Here is a 14317-nt window from a genome sequence, read left to right as displayed (position 1 = left end):
AGATGACCACGCTGAACCGCCAACTCGCCGACGCGGATTTCGCCGCGGACCTGCGCTCGGAGGAGACCTTCGGCGCCGCCGTGCGCGGGTACCTCCAGCGGGTGCGCGGCGGCGACATGGGCTCGCTGCCCGCGGTGCTGGGCCTGATCGTGCTGTTCGTGGTCTTCGCCGCCGCCAACGAGCGGTTTCTCTCCGCGCTCAATCTCGCCAACCTCGTCACCCAGGCCGGCTCCATCTGCGTGCTCGCCATGGGGCTGGTATTCGTGCTGCTTCTCGGTGATATCGACCTGTCCGCCGGTGTCGCGGGTGGCGTGTCGGCGTGCGTGATGGCGTTGACGATGGTCTCCCGCGGCCTTCCGTGGTGGGCCGCGATGCTCGCCGGGGTGCTGTGCGGTGCCCTCATCGGGCTGGCGATCGGGGTGCTGCGGGCCCGCCTCGGCATCCCGTCGTTCGTCGTCACGCTGGCGTTCTTCCTCGGGCTGCAGGGCGTCACGCTCAAGCTCATCGGTGAGGGCGGCTCGGTGCGAGTCGACGACCCGGTGATCCGCGGTATGACGATCCAGAACCTCCCGGTGACCGCAGGGTGGATCTGCGCGCTGGCGGTGGTGGCGGGTTACGGAGCGCTCGAGCTCTACCGGCACCGTGCCAAGGTCTCCGCAGGCCTGCATCACGCGCCCATCGGCGTGGTCGCCGCGCGCATCGCCGCGGTCGCGGTCGTGACCCTGGGCGTGACGTTCGTGCTCAGCCTCAACCGCAGCGTGAACCCGAACGTCGAGATCCGCGGCGTCCCCTACGTCCTGCCGATCGTCGGCGTGCTGCTCGTCGGCCTGACCTTCGTGCTGGGCCGCACCTCCTACGGCAGGCACATCTACGCGGTCGGCGGCAACCCGGAAGCCGCCCGCCGCGCGGGCATCAACGTCGACCGCATCAGGATGTCGGTGTTCGTGGTCGGTTCGTCAATGGCCGCGCTGAGCGGGATACTCGCCGCCTCCTACGCCGGCAAGGTGTCGGCGTCCTCGGGCGCGGGCAACACGCTGCTGTACGCGGTCGGCGCGGCGGTCATCGGCGGCACCAGCCTGTTCGGCGGGAAGGGCCGCGCCATCGACGCGGTCGTCGGCGGGGTCGTGATCGCGACCATCGCCAACGGGCTCGGCCTGCTCAACCAGTCGTCCTACATCAACTTCCTGGTGACCGGCGGCGTGCTGCTGCTGGCGGCGAGCGTGGACGCGATCTCGCGGCGGCGCCGGTCGGCGACGGGTCTGAGCTGAGTGCGCAACCAGGTCAACATGCGGCGGCACAACCTGTGCACGCTCGTGCGGCACCTGCACCTGGCCGGTGCACTGTCGCGGTCCTCGCTCACCATGTCGATGGGTCTGAACCGCAGCACGATCGCCGATCTGGTCGGTGAGGTCGAGCTGCTCGGGCTGGCCCGTCAGCAACTCCCCGAACCGCGGGGACACAGCGCGGCCGGCCGGCCGTCGGTGGGTGTCACCACCACTGACCACGCCTACGTGCTCGCCGTCGACATCCGGGTGTCGGGCCTGACGGTGGCCCGCGTCGGTCTCGGCGGGGTCGTGCTCGCCACCGCAGGCCGGCCGTCGCCGCCCGGCCACGATCCCCGGGACACCGTCGACGCGATCGGCGACCTGGCCCGGGCCGTGGTGCGAGCGGCGCCCGAAGACTCCGCGCTGGTGGGTGTCGGGGTGAGCGTCCCGGGCATCGTCGCGCGCGACGGCGGCATCATCCGACTCGCGCCCAACCTCGAGTGGCATGATCTGGCGCTGGCCCAGATGCTCGCCGACGCCCTCGGCACGTCGACGCCGCCGGTGCTGGGTAACGAAGCCGACCACGGGGCGCTCGCCGAACTGCTTCGCGGGGCCGGCCGCAGGGTCAGCGACCTGGTGTACCTGTCGGGTGAGGTCGGGGTCGGCGCCGGGCTCATCGCCGGCGGCCGGCCCGTCACCGGGATGTCGGGGTTCGCCGGCGAGATCGGCCATCTCCCGTTCGGTGACGGCACCCGGCCGTGCCACTGCGGCGCGGTGGGCTGCTGGGAGACCGAGATCGGTGCGGCCGCGATCGCGGACGCGGTCGGCTGTCCACCGGACCGCCTCGCCGACGTGGGCGGCCACCTGCAGCGGCTGGACGGTCCGCCGACGCAGCTGGCGTCGGTCGGCCGTCAGCTGGGTCGCGGCCTGGCCGGTCTGGTGAACCTGCTCAACCCGCAACTCATCGTGCTGGGCGGCTACCTCGGGCCGTTGTACCGATGGGTGGAGACCGACGTGCGCGCCGAGATGGCGGCCCGGTCACTGCGGATCCCCGAGATGACGCCGCGTATCGCGATGCCCGGGCTGGCGGACCGGTCGGTGCTCATCGGGGCCTCCGAGGTCGCCTTCCGTGCCCTGCTCGACGATCCGGTCGGCTGCCTGGCGGCCGCGCCGCGCACCGGTGACCTGTTCGGCGTTGCCCAGCGCCCGGCCGTCACGTGACGCCGCGGGTCAGCGCTTCAACCAGCTGTTGACGGTCGGGAGATCCCGGGTGTAGGTCATCATCACGTCGTCCTGCATCAGGGTGGCGCCGGTGATCGCCTCGCTCCCCCGCCAGATCACCCGGACCCTGGTGTCGCCCCGCAGGTACAGGTCGACCCGGCCGAGATCGTTGCGGCGCCACCCGGCCTGCTCGGCGAGCTGCTGCAGCTCGCGGCGCTCATCGACTGAGGTCATGGCTCGCTCCCTATCTGACTGGCTGACGTGCGCGTGCGACGCGACGAGCCTACGGCCCCGGGGCCGGCCGCCTCCGCGCAGGACGCACGCTCGCGTCACATCTTGTGCGGGATGTCGTTGACCAGGCCGCCGTCCATGACGAACTCGGCGCCGGTGGCGTACCGCGATTCGTCGCTGGCCAGGAACACCACGAACGTGGACACCTCGTCGGACTGCCCCGGCCTGCCCAGTGGGATCGTGAGCATGTTGTCCGGGAAGTGCTTGGTCATCGGGGTGCGGATGAACCCGGGGTGGATCGAGTTGACGCGGATCTGGTGCGAGCCGAGTTCCAGCGCGGCCGACTTCGTCAGACCGCGCACCGCCCACTTCGACGCCACGTACGGATGCACCATCACCGCGCCGCGCATGCCCTCGATCGACGAGACGTTGATGATGGAGCCGCCGCCTGCGGCCTTCATCGCCTCGACGCTCGCCTGCATGCCGAGGAACGTGCCGGTGAGGTTGACGTCGATGACCTTCTGCCACTTGGCCATGTCGAACTTGCCGATCTGGCCGAGCGCCACGATGCCGGCGTTGTTGACCAGGACGTTGAGGGTGCCGAAATCGTTGACCGCGGTCGCCACCGCGGCATCCCACTCCTCGGCGGAGGTGACGTCGAGGTGGACGTAACGCGCGGCGTCGCCGAGTTCGTCGGCCAGCGCCTTGCCCTCCTCGTCGAGGATGTCCCCGATCACCACCTTGGCGCCCTCGGCCACCAGCGCGCGTGCGTGCTCGGCGCCCATACCTCGGGCCCCGCCGCTGATCAGTGCAACTTTTCCGTCTACCCGTCCCATGACGGGCCAGGCTACCTTAGGCTGTCGCGAACTAGAACCTGTTCCAGTTTCACCTCGGTGCGGAGGAGTTGTGATGGCGATACGCGTGGCCCACGTCGGGACCGGAAACGTCGGCCGGCTGGCACTCGCGGCGCTGGTGGGCAACCCGGCGTACGAGCTGACCGGCGTCGGTGTGTCGACGGCTGCGAAGGTCGGGAAGGACGCCGGTGAACTGGCCGGCCTCGACACGGTCACCGGGATCACCGCCACCGAGGGGCTCGACGCGGTGCTGGCGACCCGACCGGACTGCGTCGTGTACTGCGCAATGGGCGACACCCGGCTGCCCGAGGCGATGGCCGACTGCCGGCGCATCCTCGAGGCCGGCGTCAACGTGGTCGGATCGGCGCCGGGCGTACTGCAGTTCCCGTGGGGCGTGATCCCCGACAAGTACATCGACCGGGTCGAGGACGCCGCTCGACAGGGCGGTGCGAGCATCTTCATCAACGGCGTCGACCCCGGCTTCGCCAACGACCTCATCCCGTTCGCGTTCGCCGGCACGTGCAGCAGCATCGAGCAGGTGCGGTGCATGGAGATCGCCGACTACGCCACCTACGACGGCGCCGAGGTCATGTTCGACGTGATGGGCTTCGGCAACCAGATCGGCGACCTGCCGATCCTCTTCCAGCCCGGTGTGCTGAGCATTGCCTGGGGGACGGCCATCCGCCAGCTCGCGGCGGGGCTCGGCGTCGAGGTGCGTGAGATCAGGGATTCGGTCGAACAGGAACCCGCACCCGAGGACTTCGACGTGGCGGTCGGGCGCATCGCGAAGGGCACGGTCGCCGCGGTCCGGTTCCTGATCGAGGGCATCATCGAGGGCGGCGCCGACGACTCCCCCGCGATCGTGATCGAGCATGTGACGCGGCTGCGGGACGATCTGCGCCCCGACTGGGCGCGGCCCGCGCAGCCGGGCGGGTCCTATCGCGTCGAGATCGTCGGGGAGCCCTCCTACGCGGTCGACATCTGTCCCACCAGCCGCAAGGGCGACCACAACCATGCGGCGATCGTCGCGGCGGCGGGGCGCATCGTGAATGCGATCCCGGCGGTGGTGGCCGCGCCGCCGGGGATCCGGACCCCGCTCGACCTGCCGCTGATCACCGGGCGGGGGTTGTTCGCCACCCGCGGCTGATGGTCCGGGCCACGGCGGGTCACTCCACGGTGGCGGTCTCCGAGGGGGCCGTCCGGCTCGCGACGCCGGTCCACTGCAGCAGGACACGGGTGCCCGTCGGAGTGCGGTCGATCGACGTGCTGTCGGTGAGCGCTTCCATCAGGGGGATGCCACGGCCCCGTGCCTTACTCGGCGGGAGGTTGCTGCGGTCGCGCCAGGTGCCCTGGTCGGCGATGGTGACCGTCAGGACACCGGCGGCCGCGTCGAAATCGGCCTGGACGTCCATGGTGCCGGATCGGCCGGTGTTCGCGTAGGCGAACTCCGCCGCATTGGCCAGCGCCTCGTTCGTCGCCAGGATCAGATCGCTGGACCGTACGGGGTCGAGTGCGAAGTGGGCGTCCAGCCAGTGGCCGAACTCCTCGCGCACCCGCGAGGCGGCCTGCCCGTCAGCGGCGATACCGAGACGCGTGAATCGCTCGGCGTTGGAAACGTTTGCCGCAGAGACGGAATCGATCATGGCAGGACGTGAATACCCGTTGGCCTATCTGTTAAGCACTCAGTGCTGCGAGCGCCTCGTCGACCGAGGCGTACAGCGGAATGATGTCGGCGATTCCCAGGAGCTTCAAAGGGCGGCTGGTAGCGGGACCCTCCGCGACGACGCAGAACTTCACGTCGGACGTGATCTCGTCGTGGATGGCGACCAGAATGCCCATGCCCGCCGATGCGAGGAATTCCACGGCGGAGAAGTCCACGACCAGTCCGGCCGGCTCCTTCGCCAGACCCGCTCGGATGGCCTGCTCCAGCTGCGGTGCCGTGAGCATGTCGACGACACCGGATACCGAGACCACGACGTTGCGATCAACCCAGCGTTCGTTGATCTCGCAGTTCGTCGAGTCCGCGGCGGAGGTCGCCCCTGCTGCGGCTTCGCGCTGTTCCTCCAATGGTCCACCTCCCGCGTGCGTCGCTTCCCGAGGGCGGCGCGCACGCAATTCATGCTCGCCAGGCTGCGGACTGAACCTGGTAAGACATCCAGCGACACCGGAAGAATCCGGTGCCGGGAGCGCCCACGGTCGGCGAGCGCAACCGGAATCAGATTAAACCAGGTCTGGGTGGCTCAGTGGTCGGCGGTCAGTGCCAGCAGCGCGATGTCGTCGTCGGGGCGCAGTGTCGGCACCAGGCCGGCGAGGTCGTCGATCAGCTCTGACGCGCGCATATTCACCCGCGGCGTCAAATATCGGCGCAGCGCGTCCTCGCCGAAGCAGCCGGAACCCGTCGGCCTGGCCTCGGTGATGCCGTCGGTGAACAACAACAGGGTCTGGCCGGGACGCAGCGTGAACGAGCACTCGTCGAAGGTTGCGTCGGGCACCGCACCGACGAACATGCCGCGCTCCGGCCGGACCGGTTGCACGGTGCCGGTGGCCGGGTCCAGCAGCATCGCGGGCAGGTGGCCACCGGTGGCCAGGCGGATGCGGTGTCCGCCGCCGTGGGGTTCGGCGACGAGTGTGCCGAACAGGACGGTGCAGAACTTGCGTTCGTTGGGGTCCCCGACGAGCACCCGATTCAGTTCGTCGAGCCCCTCGGTGGGGTTCTCATAGTGCAACGCCGCGGCCCGCAGGGTGTAGCGCACCAGCGACGTCACGGCCGCGGCGGCGGTGCCGTGGCCTTCGACGTCACCGAGGAAGAACGCCCACCGGGCGCCGTCGAGCGCGAACACGTCGTAGAAGTCGCCGCCGACGCGGGCCGCCGATGCCGGGTGATAGTGCGCCGCGACCGACAGGCCCGGCACGGTGGGCAGGGACGGGGGCAGCAGGGAGCGCTGCAGCGCCTCGGCGTAGTCGGCCACCGTCGTCGCGTCGTCGGCGGCATCGTGGCGTACGACGCGTCCGGTGCGGACCGCGCTCAGCGTCGCCAGGCGGAGGTCCAGCTGGTCCATGACGAGCGCGGCCAGATCCGTGAGCGTCGCCAGATCGTGTTCGTCGCACCGGCGCGGCCGGGTGTCGAGCACGTTGACCGCTCCGATGCGGTGGCCGTCGGAGGTGACGATCGGGGCGCCGGCATAGAAGCGGACCCCCAGCGGGCCGCTGACGAAAAGATTCTGCGCGGTGCGTGGGTCGCGCGCCGCGTCGTTGACGACGTAGGGCCGGTCGTCGAGGATCGTCTCCGACGAGAAGCCGCCCCGGCGGTCGACCTCGTGCAGATTGCCGAGGCCGTGGGCCGCCTTGAACCAGATGCGGTCGCGGTCGACGATCGCGATGGTCGCCATCGGCGCGGAGAAGGTGCGGGCGGCCACCCGGGCGATCCGGTCGAACGCATCGTCGGCCGGGCTGTCGAGGATCGCGTAGCGGGCGACGGCGAGTAGCCGCTGGGCTTCGATCTCGTCGGCCGATCGCGCGGACGCCTGGGTGATGATCACGGTGCTTCCCGCCTTCGGTGGGGAACCTCCGCTGTCTGGAGAGGCGAACATGATCAGCCTACCGCCGACGGCACCGCCCGTCAGGCCTATCCCGTGAACAGCGGGTGTCAGACCGCGCGGCCTCGTCGGCCACCCACGACCGCCGCACCCACCGTGACGACGGCACCGACGACGGCCACCGGAATCGCCCACGACCGCCTGCTGCTCACCGCCGACTCACACAGTGCGACATAGTCGGTGTGCGGGACGATCTGGTTCAGCACAGGCACGTTCGCGACGCCCTGGTTGTTGGCGGCCTGCGCACCGGACATGTCCGAGACGAGGGCGTTGCCGCACCCGACGCTCTTGCCGTCGTCGCCGGACACCGATACCGGGACGAGCAGTCCGACAATCCCCACCAGGAGGATGATCGCGCCCACCACCATGGCCAACCGTCGTGCGGTCACAACACTCCCCTCGTCTGGGTTCACGAACCAGGCGGAGGTCTACCCAAGGTGCCGACGGTCTAAACCGGCACGAAATTGGTTGGTGGACAGCCCAATTCGGGTCACGCGTGGCCCCGCTGGCGGGGAACCTGCAGGACCGGCCAATCCCGCGCGGTCGCGGTGGCCGTCAGCCGCGGGCGCGGATTGACCGGCCTGGGGAACCCCACGAGGTCCATCAGCGCGACGTCCTCGTCGCCGTCGGCGTAGAACCAGCTGTCGCCCAACGGGATGTCGTTGGCCTGACAGAACAGTTCGACCGCGACCGCCTTCTGCGGCCCCCAGATCACCGGGCGGACGACGTCTCCGGTCAGCCGGCCGGCGTCGTCGACGCTGAAGTGGTTGCACAGGACGTGGTCGATACCGAGGAAGCGCGCCACGGGTTCGGCGTGGATGGTCAGCGCCGATGAACTGAGTGCGACGGTGTGCCCGCGCCGCTGGTGCGCCTCGACGATGCGGCGCATGTGGGGGAAGACGCGGGCGGCGACGCGTTCGACGAACAACCGCTCGCCGAGGACGTCGAGTTCGGCGAGCGACTCCCCGCGCAGGTATCCGGCCGCCCGCCGGACGAGCCGCTCGAACTGCATACGGCCGAGGCGGTACCGGATCGAGGCTTCGAGGACGCCGAGAACCTCACCGAGGCTCGCCTGGCGGCGCCTGATCCGGTCGCCGGCGTGGGCGGTGGCGGTGAAGCCGTCGACCAGCGTGCCGTCCAGGTCGAAGAAGACGCCGACACGTGGACCGCCCGGCCCGCCGGAGATCTCGTCGACCGATTCGGTGAGCGGCAGTAGTCGGGGCACTTTTCCATCATTCCGGCCGACTCGGGTGATGGCGAACCGGCATACCCTCCCGGACCGCCGCCCCGCCGTACTAAACTAGAACACGTTCCAATTCGCCGACCGCCTCATCCAAGGAGCGCGCATGCACACCGCCATCTGTGACGAGCTCGGCATCGAGTTCCCCATCTTCGCGTTCACGCACTGCCGCGACGTGGTGGTCGCGGTCAGCAAGGCCGGCGGCTTCGGCGTGCTCGGCGCGGTCGGCTTCACCCCTGAACAACTCGAGATCGAGCTGAACTGGATCGACGAGCACATCGGCGACCATCCCTACGGCGTCGACATCGTGATCCCGAACAAGTACGAGGGCATGGACGCCAACATGTCGGCCGACGAGCTCAAGAGCATGCTGCAGTCGCTCGTCCCGCAGGAGCACCTGGACTTCGCCAAGAGCATCCTCAAGGACCACGGCGTGCCGACCGACGACAGCGACGACAACGCGCTGCAGCTGCTCGGCTGGACCGAGGCGACCGCCACGCCGCAGGTCGAGATCGCGCTGCGCCATCCCAAGATGACGCTGATCGCCAACGCACTGGGTACCCCGCCCGTCGACATGATCAAGAACATCCACGCGGCGGGCCGCAAGGTCGCGGCGCTGTGCGGGTCGCCGTCGCAGGCGCGCAAGCACGCCGACGCCGGCGTCGACATCATCATCGCCCAGGGCGGCGAGGCCGGCGGCCACAGCGGTGAGGTCGGCTCCATCGTGCTGTGGCCGCAGGTGGTCAAGGAGGTCGCGCCGGTGCCGGTGCTGGCCGCGGGCGGAATCGGCAGCGGTCAGCAGATCGCGGCGGCGCTGGCGCTGGGTGCGGCGGGTGCGTGGACCGGTTCGCAGTGGCTGATGGTCGAGGAGGCCGAGAACACCCCGGTACAGCAGGAGGCGTACGCGAAGGCGTCCAGCCGCGACACCGTGCGCAGCCGGTCGTTCACCGGTAAGCCGGCGCGCATGCTGCGCAACGACTGGACCGAGGCGTGGGAGCAGCCGGAGAACCCGAAGCCGCTGGGAATGCCCTTGCAGTACATGGTGTCCGGGATGGCGGTCGCGGCGACGCACAAGTACCCCAACGAGACCGTCGACGTGGCGTTCAATCCGGTCGGTCAGGTGGTCGGTCAGTTCACCAAGGTGGAGAAGACCTCCGCGGTGATCGAGCGCTGGGTGCAGGAGTACCTGGAGGCGACCAACACCCTCAACACGTTGAACGAGGCGGCGGGCGTCTGACGCGCCGTCGCGACACGACGGCGATATCCCGGGCGCGGGCGGCTGCGCGCGTTAGCGTGCGGAATGGCCGATTCGCCGACGTCAGCACCGTTATCGCGCGGTAGGCGCCTGGCCGGGGCGGCCGGCCTCGTCGTTACGGCCGGCCTCGCTCTGGCGCCGTGGGCGACGGCGGACCCGTCGCCGGAATTCCCTTCCGACGAGCGCGGTTTCGTCGGCACTGCGGCCTACTGCCAAGGTGCCGCGGAGGCAGAGGCCTTCGGCCGCACCAAGGATGCGCTGGTGGCGATCTGTTCGGGCCCCGACGGTCAGCTGCAGTATCGCGGAGTGCGGCTGGAGGACGACGCGGCGCTGATGCTGGACGCGGCGGCGGCCGGCGCAGGCGGGTTCTCGGCGGAGAACGAGGACGTCGTCTATTGGGTGACGGCCACCGAACTCGTTGTCACGTCGGGGGATACGACGCTGCACCGGCAGCCGATGATCGAGTACCGCGCGCCGTAGTCAGTCCGTCGGACGCGGAAAACCGGCCACCAGCGGGGTGTCCACACCGAGGCGGCCCAGGGCGGTGGCGCCTCCGGGGGTGCCCAGTGGGGCGTCGCGTCCTGGCAGCACCTCGGTGAAGAACGCCGCGTTGTCGGCGAGGTGGCGGTACTCGTTCTCGGGGAGGTCGGTCTCGTAGTAGATCGCGTCCATCTTGCAGATCACTCGGCATGCGCCGCAGTCGACGCACTCGTCCGGGTTGATGTACATCCCCCGGTCTCCCTCGTAGATGCAGTCGACGGGGCACTCGGGCACGCACGACTTGTCGACGACATCCACACAGGCACTACCGATCACATACGTCATGGGGTTCACGTTACGAATTCGGCCCGGTCCAGCGCTGGGGCCGAAAGTCCCTGATCTGCGTAACGCCATGGCGGAAAACGCCGCTTGCGACCGCCACCCGCGTCACGCAGGTCGGCGGGTTGTCTCAGGGCAGCGGCGCCGGAGCGGGCGCGGGTGCCGGAGCGGGCGCCGGCGCGGGCGGCAGCGGAGCCTGCGGGCCGGCAGGCATGCCCGGCGGCGGCGTGGCGGCCGGGTCCAGCGGGCGCTGGGTCAGCAGGAAGATCGCGTCTCCCCCGCTTACCTCCTGGGTCTGCACCGCATGCCACAGGTCGCGGAGGTAGGACAGTCCGCGGCTGCCCGTCGGCGCCACCGGCGTGGTCGACGTTCCGGGCGGCGGATTGTCCGGGCTGAACAGATGGGGCACGCCCGCGTCGGCGGGTGCGGGTGCGGTCGGTGCATCAGCCGGTGCGGGCGCGGCCGGTGCGGGCGCCGGAAGCGGAGCCGCCATCGCGTCGACCGGTGCGGGTGCCGGTGCGGGTGCCGGAGCGGGAAGCGGTCCTGGTACCGGTGCCGGCACCGGCTCCGCACCCGCCGCGGGTGCCGTCACGAACAGTCCCATGCCGATACCTGCGCCCAGTGCTGCGCAGGCAGCGATACGCCGCACATCGATCGCCACCGCGGTCTCCCTCCACGTCCGAACTGGCCTGGCTATACCGATTGTTCTCCGCCGACCCGGACTTTGTTACAGAAGTGGCCAACGTTTCCGGGAAACCGCCGCTCCCCCGCAGCGATAACACGTTCTACTCCGGACTTTCCGCAACCCGGCCCGGATGCCCCTATCAGTGGTGTAGCAATGCGTTAACGGCACGAGGACACGTCGTCTGAGGAGATGCCCCGTGGTCATGAGCAGTGATCGAGTCAGCCCGAACCTCCCGCCCGGATTCGACTTCACCGATCCGGACATCTACGCCGAGCGGCTACCCGTCGACGAGTTGGCCGAGATGCGCCGGGTCGCTCCGATCTGGTGGAACGAACAGCCAGTCGGCGCCGGCGGCTTCGACGACGGCGGGTTCTGGGTGGTCACCAAACACCGCGACGTCAAAGAGGTCTCCCGCCGCAGCGACGTGTTCTCCAGCTTCGAGAAGACCGCACTTCCCCGCTACCGCGACGGCTCCGACGGCGAGCAGGTCGAGCGCGGCAAGTTCGTCCTGCTGAACATGGACGCGCCCCACCACACCCACCTGCGCCAGATCGTCTCGCGGGCGTTCACCCCCAGGGCCGTCGAGCGGTTGCGCGCCGAACTCGGCGCCCGGGCACAGGACATCGCCCGCACCGCACTGGAGCAGGGCGCCGGCGACTTCGTCGAGCAGGTGTCGTGCGAGCTGCCGCTGCAGGCGATCGCCGGGCTGATGGGCGTCCCCCAGGAGGACCGCAAGAAACTGTTCGACTGGTCGAACCAGATGGTGGGCGACCAGGATCCGGAGTTCGCGGCGAACGACGCGATCGGCGCGTCGGTCGAACTGATCATGTACGGCATGCAGATGGCGGCCGACCGCGTAGCCAACCCGGGCGACGACCTCGTCACGAAACTGGTGCAGGCCGACGTCGAAGGGCACAAGCTCTCCGACGACGAGTTCGGGTTCTTCGTCATCCTGCTCGCGGTGGCGGGCAACGAGACGACACGCAACTCGATCACCCAGGGCATGATGGCGTTCACCGACTTCCCCGACCAGTGGGAGCTGTTCAAGCGGGAGCGGCCCGCGACCGCCGCCGACGAGATCGTCCGCTGGGCCACGCCGGTCACCTCGTTCCAGCGCACCGCGCTGTGTGACACCGAACTGTCCGGGGTGAAGATCAAGAAGGGCCAGCGGGTGGTGATGTTCTACCGCTCGGCCAATTTCGACGAAGAGGTCTTCGACGACCCGTACTCGTTCAACATCCTGCGCGACCCCAACCCGCACGTCGGGTTCGGCGGAACGGGCGCGCACTACTGCATCGGGGCGAACCTGGCCCGGATGACCATCGACCTGATGTTCAACGCGATCGCCGACCACATGCCCGACCTCGCGCCGCTCGGCAAACCCGAGCGGCTGCGGTCCGGCTGGCTCAACGGCATCAAACACTGGCCGGTCGACTACACCGGACGCTCGGCGAAACCTCCTGTCGCGCAGTAGGTGCCGCGGGGTAGTCGATGATCGAGCGCCAGTAGTCCTCGGGGATCTCGGTGTTCGAGCGCAGCACCATCGCCAACCCGGTCGCCATCGCGATACCCAGCAGGCCCAGCCACAGTCCGGCCAGCCCGATCACCACCCACAGCACCGTGGTGAGCGCAGGCCACGGTGAGGCCAGCGCCAGCGCGGGCGCGAAGAAGAAGCCCGCGCCGATGTACCACGACGAACCCGCGCGGTCCGAGGCCATCACGAACCGCAACCAGCGGGGGATCTTCTGCTCGGTCGTTTCCATGGTGTGCTCCTGTTCGGTGGACACCTCTACCGTCGCGCCGCGGCGTAAGCGAGGCAATTACCTCCGAAGTAATGGCATCGGGTTCACCTGCGCGCCACACTGAGACGATGACCGCCCCGGCATTCGGTGATGTACTGCGCGCCTGGCGCCGGCGCCGCAGGCTCAGCCAGCTCGACCTCGCGATCGAAGCCGGCGTCTCGGCGCGGCACGTCAGCTTCATCGAGACGGGCCGGTCGGCGCCCAGCCGGGCCATGGTGCTCAAGCTCGCCGAGGTCCTCGACGTGCCTCCGCGTGAACGCAATCACCTGCTGGTGGCGGCCGGACTGGCGCCGGTGTATCCCGAACGCAGCCTGGAACATCCCGACATGGTCGCCGTGCGCGACGGTGTCCAACGGGTGCTCGCGGCATACGACCCCTACCCGTGCGTCGCCGTCGACCGGTGCTGGAACCTGCTGGGCGCCAACGCAGCAACCGCGATTCTGCTCGACGGTGTGGCCCCCGCCCTGCTGCAGCGCCCGAACGCCCTGCGGCTGACGTTGCACCCGGACGGCTTGGCGCCGCGGATCAAGAACCTCGGCCAGTGGTGTCGCCATCTGATCGAGCGGCTGCGGCGCGAGGCGGCGGCAAGCGGCTCCGGTGACCTCGCCGAACTGCTGGCCGAGGTCGAGTCCTACCCGGGGCCGTCGGGCGAATCGCCGGACCCGGCGACGGTGGCGGTCCGACTCGAATTGTGCACGGCTGACGGCGATTTGCTCACGTTCATCAGTACGGTCACCACGTTCGGCACCGCGCTGGACCTGACCGCTGTCGAGCTGAGCATCGAGGCGTTCCTGCCCGCCGACGAGGAGACCGCCGCGGCGCTGGTTTGCCGGTCGGCGTCCCAGGGAAGTCCGCAGTGAGTCAGGTTGGTTGCCGGCCGCGCGGTCGGACGACGTGGTCAACAGAACAGAGGTGGCGCGTGAACAACCGAATCGTGATGGTGCTCGGCGCGGCGTCGGTGGCCGTCCTGACCGCGTGCGGCGGGTCGGAGCCCGCGCTGGGCACCCGGACCGCCGAGGTGACGGTCAACGGTGAGCGGGCGGCGAAGATCCCGGTGGAGTGCAGCCAGGCCGGGTGGACGTGGCTCATCTCCGACTTCGGCGAGAAGACGCCCGGCTTCACCGCCGCCGTGACCACCGGTGAGAAGGTCACCGCGCATTCTGTCGAGATCCGCGACATCGAGGGTTTCACCGGCGCCTTCTGGGAGGGCACCGTGGGCAATGGCAAGGCCACCGTCAACGGCCAGACGATCACGATCAGCGGGACGGCCAAGGGCGAATTCGCCGACAACCCCGCCACCGCCGCGGAAGCGACCTACGAAATTACGACGAAATGCTAACTGGTCAGAC

18 protein-coding genes are annotated in these 14317 nt (G+C 69.5%); 8 read left to right on the top strand and 10 right to left on the bottom strand.

Annotation, left to right across the window (positions count from 1 at the left end; translation table 11 throughout):
• Positions 1-2: 2 nt before the first annotated feature.
• Both G6N30_RS08085 and G6N30_RS08080 read left to right on the top strand, forming a co-directional pair.
• Positions 3-1268: a sugar ABC transporter permease gene (locus tag G6N30_RS08085; RefSeq protein WP_134051638.1), complete on the top strand. Its 1266-nt coding sequence runs from the start codon at positions 3-5 to the stop codon at positions 1266-1268.
• A gap of 18 nt (positions 1269-1286) precedes the next feature.
• Positions 1287-2486 carry an ROK family protein gene (locus G6N30_RS08080; protein WP_134051636.1) on the top strand — a complete coding sequence of 400 codons (1200 nt, stop codon included), beginning with the start codon at positions 1287-1289 and terminating at the stop codon, positions 2484-2486.
• A 9-nt stretch (positions 2487-2495) separates the two neighbouring features.
• Here G6N30_RS08080 and G6N30_RS08075 read toward each other — a convergent pair whose 3' ends face one another.
• Both G6N30_RS08075 and G6N30_RS08070 read right to left on the bottom strand, forming a co-directional pair.
• Positions 2496-2720: a hypothetical protein gene (locus G6N30_RS08075; protein WP_134051634.1), complete on the bottom strand. Its 225-nt coding sequence runs from the start codon at positions 2718-2720 to the stop codon at positions 2496-2498.
• Between the two features lie 95 nt (positions 2721-2815).
• The gene (locus tag G6N30_RS08070; RefSeq protein ID WP_134051632.1) at positions 2816-3553 is read right to left on the bottom strand and encodes a glucose 1-dehydrogenase; all 738 of its coding nucleotides are present in this window, start codon (positions 3551-3553) and stop codon (positions 2816-2818) included.
• A 73-nt stretch (positions 3554-3626) separates the two neighbouring features.
• Between G6N30_RS08070 and G6N30_RS08065 the strand changes: the two genes are divergently transcribed.
• Complete coding sequence (locus G6N30_RS08065) at positions 3627-4718, top strand: NAD(P)H-dependent amine dehydrogenase family protein (RefSeq protein WP_134051630.1); 1092 nt, start codon at positions 3627-3629, stop codon at positions 4716-4718.
• 19 nt (positions 4719-4737) lie between these two features.
• Here G6N30_RS08065 and G6N30_RS08060 read toward each other — a convergent pair whose 3' ends face one another.
• The 5 genes from G6N30_RS08060 to G6N30_RS08040 all read right to left on the bottom strand — a co-directional run bounded on the left by G6N30_RS08060 (position 4738) and on the right by G6N30_RS08040 (position 8392).
• A complete protein-coding gene (locus G6N30_RS08060; protein ID WP_134051628.1) occupies positions 4738-5214 on the bottom strand; it encodes an ATP-binding protein in 477 nt (158 codons plus the stop codon).
• A 31-nt stretch (positions 5215-5245) separates the two neighbouring features.
• Positions 5246-5638 carry an STAS domain-containing protein gene (locus G6N30_RS08055; RefSeq protein ID WP_166674576.1) on the bottom strand — a complete coding sequence of 131 codons (393 nt, stop codon included), beginning with the start codon at positions 5636-5638 and terminating at the stop codon, positions 5246-5248.
• Positions 5639-5811: 173 nt separating this feature from the next.
• Positions 5812-7161 carry a PP2C family protein-serine/threonine phosphatase gene (locus G6N30_RS08050; RefSeq protein ID WP_134051626.1) on the bottom strand — a complete coding sequence of 450 codons (1350 nt, stop codon included), beginning with the start codon at positions 7159-7161 and terminating at the stop codon, positions 5812-5814.
• Between the two features lie 56 nt (positions 7162-7217).
• Positions 7218-7556 carry an aminopeptidase gene (locus G6N30_RS08045; protein ID WP_134051624.1) on the bottom strand — a complete coding sequence of 113 codons (339 nt, stop codon included), beginning with the start codon at positions 7554-7556 and terminating at the stop codon, positions 7218-7220.
• A gap of 101 nt (positions 7557-7657) precedes the next feature.
• Entirely contained in the window at positions 7658-8392 is a 735-nt protein-coding gene (locus G6N30_RS08040; protein WP_134051622.1) for an HAD family hydrolase, read from the bottom strand.
• A gap of 121 nt (positions 8393-8513) precedes the next feature.
• On the opposite strand from G6N30_RS08040, the gene G6N30_RS08035 reads away from it, so the two are divergent.
• Together G6N30_RS08035 and G6N30_RS08030 are read left to right on the top strand one after the other, a co-directional pair.
• Positions 8514-9644, top strand: a complete 1131-nt coding sequence (locus tag G6N30_RS08035; RefSeq protein ID WP_134051620.1) for a nitronate monooxygenase — start codon at positions 8514-8516, stop codon at positions 9642-9644.
• A gap of 63 nt (positions 9645-9707) precedes the next feature.
• On the top strand, positions 9708-10142 hold the full coding sequence (locus tag G6N30_RS08030; protein ID WP_134051618.1) for a hypothetical protein: 435 nt from the start codon (positions 9708-9710) through the stop codon (positions 10140-10142).
• Here G6N30_RS08030 and fdxA read toward each other — a convergent pair whose 3' ends face one another.
• On the bottom strand, positions 10143-10487 hold the full coding sequence (gene fdxA / locus G6N30_RS08025) for a ferredoxin (protein ID WP_134051617.1): 345 nt from the start codon (positions 10485-10487) through the stop codon (positions 10143-10145).
• 124 nt (positions 10488-10611) lie between these two features.
• Positions 10612-11142, bottom strand: a complete 531-nt coding sequence (locus tag G6N30_RS08020) for a hypothetical protein (protein WP_134051616.1) — start codon at positions 11140-11142, stop codon at positions 10612-10614.
• Between the two features lie 226 nt (positions 11143-11368).
• On the opposite strand from G6N30_RS08020, the gene G6N30_RS08015 reads away from it, so the two are divergent.
• Entirely contained in the window at positions 11369-12640 is a 1272-nt protein-coding gene (locus G6N30_RS08015; protein ID WP_134051615.1) for a cytochrome P450, read from the top strand.
• On the opposite strand, the gene G6N30_RS08010 is transcribed toward G6N30_RS08015, so the two are convergent.
• Positions 12582-12929: a hypothetical protein gene (locus G6N30_RS08010; protein WP_134051614.1), complete on the bottom strand. Its 348-nt coding sequence runs from the start codon at positions 12927-12929 to the stop codon at positions 12582-12584. The two genes, G6N30_RS08015 and G6N30_RS08010, sit on opposite strands and share 59 nt — an antisense overlap.
• Positions 12930-13036: 107 nt before the next feature.
• Between G6N30_RS08010 and G6N30_RS08005 the strand changes: the two genes are divergently transcribed.
• Together G6N30_RS08005 and G6N30_RS08000 are read left to right on the top strand one after the other, a co-directional pair.
• Entirely contained in the window at positions 13037-13828 is a 792-nt protein-coding gene (locus G6N30_RS08005; RefSeq protein WP_134051613.1) for a helix-turn-helix domain-containing protein, read from the top strand.
• A 59-nt stretch (positions 13829-13887) separates the two neighbouring features.
• Positions 13888-14307 carry a lipoprotein LpqH gene (locus G6N30_RS08000; RefSeq protein WP_134051612.1) on the top strand — a complete coding sequence of 140 codons (420 nt, stop codon included), beginning with the start codon at positions 13888-13890 and terminating at the stop codon, positions 14305-14307.
• Positions 14308-14317: the final 10 nt, after the last annotated feature.

The organism is Mycolicibacterium litorale (genome assembly GCF_010731695.1).
GTDB classification, from domain to species: domain Bacteria; phylum Actinomycetota; class Actinomycetes; order Mycobacteriales; family Mycobacteriaceae; genus Mycobacterium; species Mycobacterium litorale.
Note: the sequence above shows the minus strand (reverse complement) of the source record. Positions and strands in the feature narration are given on the sequence as shown.